General features: G+C 59.4%; 10 protein-coding genes. 3 read left to right on the top strand and 7 right to left on the bottom strand.

Translation table 11 applies throughout. The features are described 5' to 3' along the window. Nucleotides 1-319: 319 nt before the first annotated feature. Genes rbsK through IB226_RS12725 form a run of 3 tightly spaced genes read left to right on the top strand, consistent with a single transcriptional unit; the run spans nucleotide 320 to nucleotide 3,582 of the window. Complete coding sequence (gene rbsK / locus IB226_RS12735) at nucleotides 320-1,237, top strand: ribokinase (protein ID WP_110867485.1); 918 nt, start codon at nucleotides 320-322, stop codon at nucleotides 1,235-1,237. Between the two features lie 9 nt (nucleotides 1,238-1,246). After that, the gene (fucP, locus tag IB226_RS12730; protein WP_192235778.1) at nucleotides 1,247-2,572 is read left to right on the top strand and encodes an L-fucose:H+ symporter permease; all 1,326 of its coding nucleotides are present in this window, start codon (nucleotides 1,247-1,249) and stop codon (nucleotides 2,570-2,572) included. After that, the gene (locus IB226_RS12725) at nucleotides 2,569-3,582 is read left to right on the top strand and encodes an aldose 1-epimerase family protein (protein WP_192235776.1); all 1,014 of its coding nucleotides are present in this window, start codon (nucleotides 2,569-2,571) and stop codon (nucleotides 3,580-3,582) included. Before fucP ends, IB226_RS12725 begins: the two co-directional genes overlap by 4 nt. A gap of 420 nt (nucleotides 3,583-4,002) precedes the next feature. Here IB226_RS12725 and urtE read toward each other — a convergent pair whose 3' ends face one another. From urtE to uca, 7 genes are all read right to left on the bottom strand, one after another. Further along, the gene (gene urtE / locus IB226_RS12720) at nucleotides 4,003-4,701 is read right to left on the bottom strand and encodes an urea ABC transporter ATP-binding subunit UrtE (RefSeq protein WP_192235774.1); all 699 of its coding nucleotides are present in this window, start codon (nucleotides 4,699-4,701) and stop codon (nucleotides 4,003-4,005) included. Between the two features lies 1 nt (nucleotide 4,702). Next, nucleotides 4,703-5,494, bottom strand: a complete 792-nt coding sequence (gene urtD / locus IB226_RS12715) for an urea ABC transporter ATP-binding protein UrtD (protein ID WP_110867489.1) — start codon at nucleotides 5,492-5,494, stop codon at nucleotides 4,703-4,705. After that, nucleotides 5,487-6,563 carry an urea ABC transporter permease subunit UrtC gene (gene urtC, locus IB226_RS12710; RefSeq protein WP_192235772.1) on the bottom strand — a complete coding sequence of 359 codons (1,077 nt, stop codon included), beginning with the start codon at nucleotides 6,561-6,563 and terminating at the stop codon, nucleotides 5,487-5,489. Before urtC ends, urtD begins: the two co-directional genes overlap by 8 nt. Further along, nucleotides 6,563-8,128, bottom strand: a complete 1,566-nt coding sequence (gene urtB, locus IB226_RS12705) for an urea ABC transporter permease subunit UrtB (protein WP_192235770.1) — start codon at nucleotides 8,126-8,128, stop codon at nucleotides 6,563-6,565. The genes urtC and urtB overlap by 1 nt, the downstream gene beginning before the upstream one ends. 185 nt (nucleotides 8,129-8,313) lie before the next feature. Then, nucleotides 8,314-9,582 (bottom strand): urea ABC transporter substrate-binding protein, encoded by a 1,269-nt coding sequence (gene urtA, locus IB226_RS12700; RefSeq protein ID WP_110867492.1) that lies wholly within the window; start codon nucleotides 9,580-9,582, stop codon nucleotides 8,314-8,316. 28 nt (nucleotides 9,583-9,610) lie between these two features. Next, nucleotides 9,611-10,309 carry a GntR family transcriptional regulator gene (locus IB226_RS12695; RefSeq protein ID WP_192235768.1) on the bottom strand — a complete coding sequence of 233 codons (699 nt, stop codon included), beginning with the start codon at nucleotides 10,307-10,309 and terminating at the stop codon, nucleotides 9,611-9,613. A 9-nt stretch (nucleotides 10,310-10,318) separates the two neighbouring features. After that, on the bottom strand, nucleotides 10,319-13,936 hold the full coding sequence (gene uca, locus IB226_RS12690; protein ID WP_192235766.1) for an urea carboxylase: 3,618 nt from the start codon (nucleotides 13,934-13,936) through the stop codon (nucleotides 10,319-10,321). Between the last annotated feature and the right edge of the window lies 1 nt (nucleotide 13,937).

Raw genomic sequence — 13,937 nt, 5'->3', positions numbered from 1 at the left:
GTCAAAAATCACGATAAATCTCACATATTTTAATGATTTGCGACGTATCCAGCAGGCCAGTTTTCAATCTTACCTGTAATGAGATCGGCCCGCAAACCTCATGCAATGCCGCCAACGTGTTGCTCTCAAGCCGCTTCGCTCTGATTCTCAATGTTGTTTCATTGTTAGAATAATAACATTCATTTCTACCAATTAATGGCTGTTTATCGGCTTTTTATCAGGATGTCGAGGTGTGAAATTTATCACACAATTAACTTTATTAACCTGATATTGTTATTTTAATAACATTATAAAGTTAAAAATTCACCGGGAGAAAACAATGGATATTGCGGTTATTGGGTCAAATATGGTGGACCTCATTACCTATACCAATCAGCTGCCTAAAGCGGGCGAAACGCTGGAAGCACCTGATTTTGCCATCGGCTGCGGGGGTAAAGGTGCCAATCAGGCTGTGGCAGCGGCGAAGATGGGCGGCAGCGTGATGATGGTGAGTAAAGTCGGCGACGATCTGTTCGCGCCGAATACCGTGGCCAATCTGCAGCAGCAGGGCGTTGATACCCGCTTCGTCACCACCGCGCCAGGCACCTCCAGCGGCGTGGCACCGATCTTCGTCGACGATGAGTCGCAGAACCGCATTCTGATTATTAAAGGTGCCAACCAACAGTTGAAGCCAGCCGATATCGATGCCGCCGCTGACGCGTTGAAAAGCTGCCAGTTGATCATCCTGCAGCTGGAGATCCCGCTGGAGACCGTTTATTACGCCATTGATTTTGCCCGTCAGCATGACATCAAAGTGATCCTCAATCCGGCACCGGCGGTGGCGGATCTCAATATCGACTACGCCTGCAAATGCGACTTTTTCATGCCGAATGAAACCGAGCTGGAGATCCTCACCGGCATGCCGGTCACCACGGATGAAGAGGTGAAGCTGGCGGGGCAATCGCTGCTCAAACGCGGGCTGAAAAACCTGATCATCACGCTGGGCGGGCGCGGTTCGCTGTGGATGTCTGGCGACAGCGTGCATCAGGTTGCCCCCACCGCGGTAAAAGCGGTGGATACCAGCGGCGCGGGCGATGCCTTTATCGGCTGCTTCGCCCACGAGTTGGTGAAAAGCGGCGATATCCCGGCCGCGATGGCGCAAGCCTCGGCTTATGCCGCCTGCAGCGTGACCGGTCGCGGCACGCAGCGCTCCTATCCCGACGCGGAAACCTTCCAGCGTTTTCTCAACGTTCACTGAGGTCGAGTTATGCAACCGAACATTGTTCAGCAATCTGATGGCTATCTGAATAAAACGCCGCTGTTCCAGTTCATTTTGCTCTCGTGCCTGTTCCCGTTGTGGGGCTGTGCGGCGAGTCTGAACGACATCCTGATCACCCAATTCAAAAGCGTGTTCGCGTTAAGCGATTTCGCCAGCGCGCTGGTGCAGAGCGCGTTCTACGGCGGCTACTTCCTGATCGCTATTCCGGCCTCGCTGGTGATCCGCAAAGCCACCTATAAACTGGCGATTTTATTGGGACTGGCGCTGTATATCGTGGGCTGCGTGCTGTTCTATCCCGCGTCGCACATGGCAACCTACACCATGTTCCTGGCGGCGATTTTCGCCATCGCCATCGGTTTGAGCTTCCTCGAAACCGCCGCCAACACCTACAGCTCGATGATTGGTCATCGCGATCACGCCACGCTGCGCCTGAATATCAGCCAGACCTTCTATCCGGTGGGCGCACTGATGGGCATCGTGCTGGGCAAATATCTGGTGTTTCAGGAGGGCGACAGTCTGGAAAGTCAGCTGGCCGGCATGAATGCGGAACAGGCGCATGCGTTCCGTCTCACCATGCTGGAGCATACGCTGGAACCCTACAAATATCTGGTGATGGTGCTGGTTGTAGTGATGCTGCTGTTCCTTTTCACCCGCTATCCGCGCTGCAAACCGGAAAGCAGTGAAAAATCGTTGCCGTCGCTCGGCGAGACTTTCCGCTACCTGGCGGCGAATCGTCACTTCAAACGCGGGGTTCTGGCGCAGTTCTTGTATGTCGGCATGCAGGTGGCGGTATGGTCGTTCACCATTCGTCTGGCGCTGACGCTCGGCGCGGTCAATGAGCGCCATGCCTCTAACTTTATGATTTACAGCTTCATCGGCTTCTTTATCGGTAAATTTATCGCCAACGTCCTGATGACGCGCTTCCGTGCGGAAAAAGTGTTGATTGCCTACTCGCTGCTGGGTGTTCTGGCGCTGGCGTATGTGATGTTTGTGCCGAACTTTACCGCTGTCTATGCCGCCATCCTGGTCAGTGCGCTGTTTGGTCCGTGCTGGGCGACGATCTACGCTGGAACGCTGGCGACCGTCGATAACAAATACACCGAAGTGGCGGGCGCGTTTATCGTGATGTCGATTGTCGGTGCTGCCTTTATTCCTGCGATTCAGGGCTTCGTCTCCGATCATCTGGGATCGATGCAGCTGGCGTTCGGCGTTTCGCTGCTGTGCTTCGCCTGGGTGGGTTACTTCTTCTGGGGCGAGCTGCGTCATAAAAAACAGGCAGAAGCAGCCGGTCGTTTAGTTGAGGAGATGCCATGAAAACCCGTTTACCGTTACGTCGTGAGCAGTTTCATGAAACGCCAGCCACGCTGCTGCGCAACGAGACGTTCCACGTCGAGCTGTTTCGCTATCCCGCAGGCGTGGAAGCGGTACGCATCAGCAATCCACGCGGCACGGTGATCGTACTGCCGTTTTACGGTCAGATGGTGTGGGACGCCAACTTTGACGGCCATTCGCTGACCATGAGCCACAGCTTTAAGCAGCCGCTGCCCGGCAGTTCGATCATTGATACCTACGGCTGTTTCGCTTTCCACTCCGGGCTGCTGGCCAACGGCTGTCCGGCAGAGGATGACGATCATCCGCTGCATGGCGAAATGGCCTGCGCGCGCATGGACAGCGCATGGATCGTGCTGGAGGACGATCGCCTGTCGCTGGAGGGCGAAACCGAATATGTGAAGGGCTTTGGCCATCACTATCTTGCCGCACCGGCGGTGCGCCTTGAGGCCAATGCTGCGCGCCTGCACATTGAGATGAACGTCACTAACCTGGCAGGCGCGCCGATGCCGCTGCAGTATATGTGTCATCTGAACAGCGCCTGGCTGGATCAAGGGCGTTTCCAGCAGTCAATTCCGACCGATGCGTTCCAGCTGCGCAGTTCGATCCCGGCGCACGTCAAACCTACCCCGCAGTGGCGCGCATACACCGATCAACTGGCGCGCGATCCGCAGGCGTTTCAGCAGCTGGATCAGCCGCAGATGTGCGATCCGGAGATCGTGTTTTTCGCCGACGATCTCCAGCAGTACGGTGATGAGATGCAGTTCGAGCTGCACTCACCGCAAGGGTTTGCTCTGATGACACGCTTCTCCAGCCAACAGTTCCCGCACGCCACGCGCTGGATGCTGCATAACCGCGATCAGCAGGTCGCCGCCTATGTGCTGCCGTCAAGCTGCCGCCCGGAGGGTTTCAAAGCCGCACAGCGCGCCGGCACGCTGATTGAGCTGGCCCCCGGCGAACAGCGCCATTTCAGCGTTGAGACCGGGATTTTATAGGGGCGCCATTCATGGCGTAATGCCAATAACTCAAGCGCAGTGCGACTTTCGTTCGCCTTAAGCTTAGGCAGTTACAGCATCTTTGTGCGGCGACCGAGCAGAGGGCGCCTGGCCGCGCCCTCTGCACTCCCGGGCCTTGCGCCAGCCCAACCCGCCGCTACGCGGTCCCTTCACTCCTTCACGATTCCTGACGGACCGGTGTCGATTCGCTCCTGCTCAGCGCCACCTCTCGCCGCATCCATGCGGCTCGCCCTGGAATCCCTCACTCGTTCAGCGGGTTGGGATGTCGCCTCAACACCCACGCTGCGGCTGCAGTGCATTTCCAGTCTCAAAATCGCTATAAATCCCTTAGGGGCGCCATTCATGGCAACCTGATTTCCAGCTATGCATAAATGCGCACCGTACAAAGAAACGGTGCAACTAAATCGCTACTAATCCGCGTACGCCCTCGGCTTCCATGGCGGATCCGGCGCCGCGCTGCACGATCTCGCCGCGCGACATCACCAGATAGCTGTCGGCCAGTTCGGCGGCGAAATCGTAAAACTGCTCGACCAGCAGGATCGCCATATCACCGCGCTGCGCCAACTGGCGGATCACCGCCCCGATCTCCTTGATCACCGACGGCTGGATCCCTTCGGTTGGCTCATCGAGGATCAATAGCTTTGGTGAACAGGCGAGGGCGCGGCCAATCGCTAATTGCTGCTGTTGTCCGCCCGACAGGTCGCCGCCGCGGCGCGCTTTCATCTCACGCAGCACCGGAAACAGTTGATAGATCTCCTCCGGCACCGCTTTGGCCTGTGCGCCAGAAAAACGCGCCAGCCCCATCAGCAGATTCTCTTCCACCGTCAGACGCGGGAAGATTTCGCGCCCCTGCGGCACATAAGCGATACCGGCCTGCACGCGCTGATGCGGCTTGCGGCTGTTGATCACATTATCCTGCCAGCGAATTTCGCCGGATTTAGCCGGAATCAGCCCCATCAAACATTTCAGTAACGTGGTTTTACCCACGCCGTTACGTCCCAGCATGCAGGTAATTTCACCCGGCTTCGCTTCAAACGACAGGCCGCGCAGAATGTGGCTGCCGCCGTAATATTGATTCAGTTCCGCGACTTGCAGCATGTTAACGCCCCAGATAAACGTCGATAACCCGATCGTCCGCCTGCACTTCGCGTAACGATCCCTCGGCCAAAACCTGGCCCTGATGCAGCACGGTGACGTGATCGGCAATGGTTTCAACAAAGCCCATGTCGTGCTCGACCACCATCAGCGAATGCTTACCGGCGAGGCTGCGAAACAGCTCGGCGGTGTATTCGGTTTCGGCATCGGTCATGCCGGCTGCCGGTTCATCCAGCAGCAGCAGATGCGGGTCCTGTACCAGCAGCATGCCGATTTCCAGAAACTGCTTCTGGCCGTGCGACAGCAAACCGGCTTTGCGCTGGCGTTCGGCACCCAGCCGCAGCAGTTTTAGCACCTCATCAATGCGATCCTGCTGCTCGCCGTTCAGCCGCGCACGCAGGCTGGCCCACACCGATTTGTCGTTTTTCAGCGCGATTTCCAGATTCTCAAATACCGTTAGCGCTTCGAATACCGTGGGTTTCTGAAACTTGCGCCCAATACCGGCGCGCGCGATCTCCACCGGCGACATTTTGCTGAGATCGGTATCCTGGTCGTAGATCACCTGGCCATTATCCGGCCGGGTTTTACCGGTGATCACATCCATCAGCGTGGTTTTTCCCGCGCCGTTGGGGCCGATCACGCAGCGCAGTTCGCCCACGCCGATCTTCAGTGAGAGATCGGTGAGCGCACGAAAGCCGTCGAACGAGACGTTGATCTTCTCCAGCTGCAATACCGGATCGCTTTGTTCACGATAGCGATCCGAGGGATGAGGTTGGGTAAACAGTTGTTCAGTCATCACGCCTCCGGCGCAGCAGGCCAATCACGCCACGCGGCAGGAACAGCGTGACCAGGATAAACATCAGGCCAAGGAAAAACAGCCAATATTCCGGGAAGGCGACGGTGAACCAGCTTTTGGCTCCGTTAACGATGGCGGCACCAAGCAGCGGACCAATCAGCGTGCCGCGTCCGCCCAGCGCCACCCATATCGCCGCTTCAATCGAGTTGGTTGGCGACATTTCGCTGGGGTTGATAATGCCAACCTGCGGCACGTAGAGCGCGCCCGCCAGCCCGCACAGCACCGCCGACAGCGTCCAGACAAACAGCTTGAAGCCTTTGGGATCGTATCCGATGAACATCAGGCGGTTCTCCGCATCGCGCACCGCGGTCAACACGCGGCCAAACTTGCTGCGTGCCAGCGCGAAGCCAATGCCGAGGCTGACCAGCAGCAGCAGCACCGTGGCGACAAACAGTCCAATACGCGTGCCGGTAGCGGTGACGTTAAAGCCGAGCAATGTGGTGAAGCCGGTAAAGCCGTTATTACCGCCGAAGCCAGTTTCGTTGCGGAAAAACAGCAGCATGCCAGCGTAGGTCAGCGCCTGCGTCATGATTGAGAAGTAAACGCCTTTGATTTTCGAGCGGAAGGCGAAGAAGCCAAACACCAGCGCCAGTAAACCCGGCACCAGCATGATCAGGCACAGCGCCCAGGCAAAATGTTGCGTGCCCGCCCAAAACCACGGCAGCTTACTCCATGAAAGAAAAGACATGAACGCAGGCAGGCCGTCGCCGGATGCCTGGCGCATCAAATACATGCCCATCGCATAGCCGCCAAGCGCGAAGAACAGGCCGTGACCGAGCGACAGCAGCCCGGCGTAACCCCACACCAAATCGAGCGCCACTGCGACCACGGCGTAACAGAGAATCTTGCCGACCAGCGTTAGCGTGTAAGTGGAGATCGCCAGCGGATGGGTGGCGGGCAGCAGGGCGCAGAACGGCAGCGCCAGCAGCAGCACAGCGATCACCACGCCGAGGCTGAGCGTCAGGCGTGGCGCTTTGCGCGCAATAGTTAACGTCATTGGCTGGCTCATCAGTCAATCACCCTCCCTTTGAAGGCAAACAGGCCCTGCGGACGTTTCTGGATAAACAGCACGATCAGCACGAGAATGAGGATTTTTCCCAGCACCGCGCCAATCTGCGGCTCCAGCACTTTGTTAAGAATGCCAAGACCAAAGGCCGCGACCACGGTGCCCGCCAGTTGGCCGACGCCACCCAGCACCACCACGAGGAAGGAGTCGATGATGTAGCCCTGACCGAGCTCCGGCCCGACGTTGCCGAGCTGCGACAGCGCCACGCCGCCGAGTCCGGCGATGCCAGAACCGAGGCCAAACGCCAGCATATCGATACGTCCGGTCGGCACGCCGCAGCAGTCGGCCATTGCGCGGTTCTGCGTCACGGCGCGCACGCTCAGGCCGAGACGGGTTTTATTCAGCAGCAGCCAGGTGAGGGCCAGTACGGCAAACACGAACAGGATCACCGCGATACGGTTGTACGGCAGCACCAGATTCGGTAATAGCTGCAGCCCGCCGGAGAGCCAGCCTGGGTTAGCCACTTCCAGGTTCTGCGCGCCAAACAGCATGCGCACCAGTTGAATCAGCATCAGGCTGATACCCCAGGTGGCGAGCAGCGTTTCCAGTGGACGTCCGTACAGATGGCGGATGATGGTGCGCTCCAGCAGCATGCCCATGCAGGCGGTGACCAGAAAGGCCACCGGCAGCGCCAGCAGCGGATACCAGGCCAGCCACTGCGGTGCGAACTGCTGGAACAGGCTTTGCACAAACCAGGTGGCGTAGGCACCCAGCATCAGCATTTCGCCGTGCGCCATGTTGATTACGCCCAGCAGGCCGTAGGTGATCGCCAGACCGAGCGCGGCCAGCAGCAGAATCGAACCGAGCGACAGGCCGGTAAACGCCTGACCGAGCAGATCGCCCCACATCAGGCGCTGTTTAATCTGCTTCAGGCTGGCGGCGGCGGCATCACGCACGCTGGTATCGGGTTCATTGCTGGCCTGGGTTAAGCGCGTGAGGCTGGCTTGCATGTTGGGATCGCTGGATTCGCCGAGCAGTTTGACAGCCTTCAGGCGCAGCGCGGCATCCGGGCTGGCGAGCTGCAGGTTGGCCGCGGCCATCAGCAGTACGTCGTGCACTTTCGTGTCTTTTTCCAGCGCGAGACGCTGCTCAATCAGCGGCAGCATATCGGCGACGCCATCGTTTTGTAGTTGTTGTGCGGCATGTAAACGGATCGCGGCATCATCGCTCACCAGCTGATGGGCGGCGAGGGCGCTGGCAATCAATACGCGCAGGCGGTTGTTCATGAACAGCTTTTTGGTGTCGCCGTCGGGCTGTTGCGCGCTGTCGAGCGGCTGCAACGCTTCGCCTTGTTTGCTGAACGGCTGCTGTTTTTGGTCGATGACCACGGTTTCATTGCGCAGCGCCTGCAGCAGCGGCAAGCGACTGGCCTGCGGTGCGGCGGCCCACTGCTGGAGCAGCGTGGCTTGTTGCGCGCGGCTGGCGGCCGCGAAGTCTGCGCCATCGCCCGCCTGGGCGAGCCAGGGCAGCAGTAACAGCAGACAGCAGAGATAACGGCGGATTGTCATGGTTCTGGCCCTGATGGTGAGAAGTTGTTTTGGTTTGGATTGGTGTGGCTGTCCCCCTCCTCGGTCCTCCCCCATAAATGGGGGAGGAAGACGTTGCCCAATGCCAGCAATGAACATGCATGTGGCAGCGTCTCCTTCCCCCATTTATGGGGGAAGGCCGGGATGGGGGACAACCAGCACAACCCCTACTGCGTTGATTTCACCGGATGGTCCGGCTTCTTATCGTTACCCGCGATGTACGGGCTCCACGGCTGGGCGCGTACCGGTTGCTCGGTCTGCCACACCACGTTGAACTGACCGTTCTCTTCCACTTCACCAATCATCACTGGCTTATGCAGGTGATGGTTGGTTTTATCCATGGTCAGGGTGAAACCGTCCGGGGCTTTAAAGGTCTGTCCCGCCATCGCCGCGCGCACTTTATCCACATCGGTGGTGCCCGCTTTCTCTACCGCCTGCGCCCACATGTGCAGGCCAACGTAGGTCGCTTCCATCGGGTCATTCGTCACCACGGTGTTGGCGTTCGGCAGGTTGTGCGCCTTAGCGTAGGCGCGGTAATCCGCGACGAACTTCTGGTTAGTTGGGTTATCCACCGACTCGAAGTAGTTCCACGCCGCTAGCTGACCGACCAGCGGTTTGGTATCAATGCCGCGCAACTCTTCCTCGCCGACGGAGAAGGCGATCACCGGGATATCCGTGGCTTTGATGCCCTGATTGGCCAGCTCTTTGTAGAACGGCACGTTGGAGTCGCCGTTGATGGTGGAGATCACCGCGGTTTTGCCACCGGCAGAGAACTTCTTAATGTTGGAGACGATGGTCTGATAATCGCTGTAACCAAACGGCGTATAGACCTCTTCGATGTCTTTATCCTGTACCCCTTTGGTGTGCAGGAAGGCGCGCAGTATCTTGTTGGTGGTGCGCGGATAGACGTAGTCGGTGCCCAGCAGGAAGAAGCGTTTCGCGCTGCCGCCATCTTCACTCATCAGGTATTCCACCGCCGGAATCGCCTGTTGGTTCGGCGCGGCGCCGGTGTAGAACACGTTCGGCGACATCTCTTCGCCTTCGTACTGCACCGGATAGAACAGTAGGCCGTTCAGCTCCTCAAACACCGGCAGCACCGATTTACGCGATACCGAAGTCCAGCAGCCAAACACCGCCGCCACTTTGTCCTGGGTCAGCAGCTGGCGCGCTTTCTCAGCGAACAGCGGCCAGTTGGAGGCCGGATCGACCACCACAGGTTCCAGCTTTTTGCCCAGCACGCCGCCTTTGGCGTTGATCTCATCGATAGTCATCAGCGCCACATCCTTTAGCGGCGTTTCGGAGATCGCCATGGTGCCGGAGAGCGAGGACATAATGCCGACCTTGATGGTGTCAGCAGCCTGCGCCGCAAAGGCAAAGCCCATGCTGGCCACAGAGGCAGAGAGCGCGAAAGCCTTGAGCAACGAACGTCTTTTCATCAGTAAACCCCTCACGATGTTTGTATTGTTATTCAATGGGTTGAAGTCGAGCCTGCTGTAACATATGCAATGTGATCTTTCTGACCTCTGCCTTACTGACGGCAATGTGGTCGGTTAAAATGCGCTGCGCCTCCTCAGTTTGTTGCTGGAAAATCGCCCGTAAAATCTGAGCGTGCTCGCGGTATGTCGCCTCCATTCGGTCGTTTCGGGTAAAATCGAGACGGCGAATGATGCGGATTTTTTCGGTCAGTTCGGCGTGGATGCGCGCCATCTCCTGATTGCCAGCGGCGGCCACCAGCGCCATGTGAAAGGCTTCATCCTGCGCCGAAACCGCTTTGCCATCGGCCAGCGGCGGTGCATCCATCCAGAAGCTTTTCAGCGCGGTGAGCATGTCGATGCACTGCGGTGCGGGCAGTGCGCACAAGCGGCGCACCGCTTCGCACTCCAGCACGGTGCGAAAGTCGTACAGCTCTTCGAAATATTCAAAGTCAAACGGCTTCACCTGCCAACCGCTGCGGAACCACACTTCGACGTAGCCCTCGCGCTCCAGCCAGAACAGCGCCTGACGCACCGGCGTGCGGCTCACTTCCAGCCGATCGGCGATTTCGTTTTCGCTGAAGCGATCGCCCGGCATCAGTCGGAACTCAAAAATGTCCTGTTTCAGCGCCTGATAAACCTTCTCGGCCAGCGCTTCCGGACGACCTTTGCTACGAGGGCTCGTGTTCATGCCGACTCCTTATTCCAGCCACAGCAGGGCATCGCCCGGACTCACCGGACGTCCAGCCTGGCAGGCAATGCGTTTCACCGTGCCGGCCTGCGGCGCGACAATCGCCAGTTCCATTTTCATCGCTTCCACGATGACCAGCGTTTGACCGGATTCCACCGCGTCGCCCGGCTGCACCAGCACTTTCCAGATGTTGCCGTTCATATCGGCGCACACCGCCAGCGCACCGTCGTCGACTTCCGCCACCACCAAGGTTTCTTCGCTGGTGAGCGGCGCGTTCTGCTCTTCCTGCGCCCACAGCGTCACTTCCTGTTCGAAAGCGGCGGACTGACGCTGGCGGAAATCGCTGATCGATGCGGCATTTTCCGCCAGGAATTGATGATGGGCGGCGAAGTCGAAGACCGTTTCTTCGATGCGCACCGTGGCGCGGCCTTCGCGGAAGTCATCGCGCAGCTGCGTCAGTTCGTTTTCCGTTACCGGATAAAAGCGCACCTGATCGAAGAAGTGCAGCAGCCACGGCTCGTCGGCCGCAAACTGCTCGTTTTTCAGGAACTTGTTCCAGATTGGTAGTGTGCGGCCCACCAACTGATAGCCGCCGGGTGAATCCATGCCGTAGATGCACATGTACATGCCGCCAATCCCGACCGTGCCTTCGGCGGTAAAGGTGCGCGCCGGGCTGTATTTGGAGCTCAGCAGGCGATGGCGTGGATCGATCGGTACCGCGCACGGCGCGCCGAGATAGACATCGCCGAGGCCGAGAATCAGGTAGCTGGCATCAAAAAGGGTGTCGCGCACCGCTTCGCGGCTCGCTAAGCCATTAATACGCTGGATAAAATCGACGTTATTTGGCAACCACGGCGCGCTGGCACGCACAGTTTCCTGATAACGTTCGACCGCGCCGAGCGTGGCGCTGTCTTCGAAGGCCATCGGCATCCAGACAATGCGCGACGGCACTTTCAGCTGGCTGACATCGCCGAGCCCGGCTTCCAGTTCCAGCAGCAGCTGCATCAGCTGTTTCTGGCTGAGAATCAGGCTGTCGTAGCGCACCTGCAGAGAGCGTACGCCTGGCGACAGCTCTTCTACGCCCGGCACCGCGCGTTCACGTAGCGCATTCATCAGCAGATGCACGCGCAGACGCAGCGCCAGATCCAGCACGTTATCGCCGTACTCAATCAGCACATATTTGTCGCCCGCCTGGCGATAAACCGCCGCTGGCGTGGTTGCCGTGGCGGGGAGCGCCGCCAGCAAGGTGGCGGAACCGATAGCGCTGGCTGCTAAAGAGGGCACCGCAAAGGCCGGCGCGTGGCTGCTGCGCAGCGTGGCCACGCTGTGCGCCTGGGCTTTTTCCAGCGCCACCGCTTCGTCGGCGCTGATTGGGTGGAAGCGAATTTTATCGCCCGGTTTCACCTGGCCGACTTTCCACAGTTCGGCTTTGGCGATGGTCACCGGGCAGACGAAGCCGCCGAGGCTAGGGCCGTCGTGCGTCAGGATCACCGGGAAGTCGCCGGTGAAGTTCACCGCGCCGATGGCGTATTCGCAGTCATGCACGTTGGACGGATGCAGGCCGGCTTCCCCGCCGTTGGCGCGCGTCCATGTCGGTTTCGGGCCAACCAAACGCACGCCGAGGCGGTTGGAGTTGTAGTGCACCTGCCAGTCGCTGGCAAAGAACTCATCAATCGCCGCCTGAGTGAAGAAATCCGGTGCGCCATGCGGTCCATACAATACGCCGATGCGCCATTCAGTGCCGTAGTGCGGCACCAGCGCATGATCGAGCGCCTGCGGAGCGCTGACCGGCGCGGGCGTGGTGCAGGCGGCAAGCTGCGGCTGGGAGATTGGCAGCATATCGGCGACGCGCAGAGTGCGTCCGGCGTGGCCGCCAAACTGGCCGAGTGAGAAGGTGGATCGGCTGCCGAGATATTCCGGCACATCGAACCCGTTGCGTACCGCTAAGTAGGTGCGGCAGCCGCTCTGCGCGCGGCCCAGCGTCAGGGTTTGTCCCGCTTTGACGCTGACGGGCTGCCAGTAGGCGATGTTTTCGCCATCGACGTCGGCTGGGCAATCAGCGCCGGTCAGGGCGATAACGGCATCGCTGTGGAAGCGCAGCGTGGGGCCTTGCAGCGTGAATTCCAGTCCGGCGGCGCTGTCGTGGTTGCCGACAATGCGGTTGGCGAGGCGGAAGGCGAAATCGTCCATTGGGCCGGATGGCGGCACGCCGATATCCCAATAGCCGAGGCGGCCAGGAAAATCCTGAATGCTGCTGAAGGTGCCGGGTTGCAGCACTTCAATCACGCTGGCGGCTGGTGTGAAGCTATCGAGGAAGCGCGTCCACACGTTGCCGCTGCGGAAGGCGTCGGTGGCGACGATCTGGCGCAGATAATCGAGATTGCTGGCGATGCCGTGCAGCTGCGTGGCGTCGAGCGCCTGCTGCATCTTCGCCAGCGCCGCTGCGCGCGTGTCGGCATGCACGATCAGTTTGGCGACCATCGGATCGTAAAACGCCGAGACTTCGGTACCGGTAGCGATCCAGCCATCAACGCGCACGTCATCCGGGAAACTGACGTGGGTCAGCACGCCGGGGCTGGGCTGGAAGTTTTTCAGCGGATCTTCGGCGTAGATACGCACTTCAATCGATGCGCCAGCGGGCGCTTGCTGCAGGCGCGCCCAGTCGATGGCATCGCCAGCGGCGACTTTCAGCATGCACTCAACCAGATCGAGGCCGGTGACGCATTCGGTGACCGGATGTTCAACCTGCAGGCGGGTGTTCACTTCGAGGAAGTAGAAGGCATCTTGTTCGGCGTCGTAGATGTACTCCACCGTACCGGCGCTGCGATAATTCACCAGCTCGCCAAGGCGCACCGCAGAAGAGAGCAGCGCTTCACGCGTTGCCTGCGGCAGATTGGGGGCAGGCGTCTCTTCCACCACTTTCTGGTTGCGGCGCTGCAGCGAACAGTCGCGTTCGCCGAGCGCGATCACTTTGCCGCTGCCGTCGCCAAAAATCTGCACTTCAACGTGGCGCGCGCGATCGATGCAGCGTTCTAAAAACACGCCCGCATCGCTGAAGAACTGCTCGCCAAGGCGGCGCACGCTCTCCCACGCATTGCGCAGCGCATCGGCGTCGGCGCAGCGCGTCAGGCCAATGCCGCCACCGCCTGCGGTGCTTTTCAGCATCACCGGATAGCCGATGGTGTCGGCGGCGCTTAAAGCTTCTTCCAGCGAACTCAGCAGCGGCGTGCCCGGCGTCATCGGCACGCCTGCGCTGGCGGCGAGCTCACGCGCGCGGTGTTTCAGGCCAAACTCGCCAATCTGCTGCGCGGTGGGGCCGACAAAGGCGATGCCGGCTTTTTCACAGGCATCGGCAAACGGCAGGCTTTCTGACAGGAAACCGTAGCCCGGCCAGATGGCTTGCGCGCCGGTTTCCTGTGCGGCGGCGAGGATTTTATCGATGCGTAAATAGCTGTCGCTGGCTTTGTCGCCGCCGAGGGCGATGGCGACGTCGGCTTCTTTGACGTGGCGCGCGTTGCGGTCAGCATCGGAATAGACGGCGACGCTTTTCACGCCGAGGCGTTTTAAGGTGCGAATGGCGCGGCAGGCGATTTCGCCACGGTTAGCAATCAGAACGGTGCTGAACATG

This window comes from Pantoea sp. PNT03, from assembly GCF_014852515.1.
Lineage (GTDB): Bacteria > Pseudomonadota > Gammaproteobacteria > Enterobacterales > Enterobacteriaceae > Pantoea > Pantoea leporis.
This window is presented reverse-complemented; position numbering and strand designations above follow the sequence as displayed.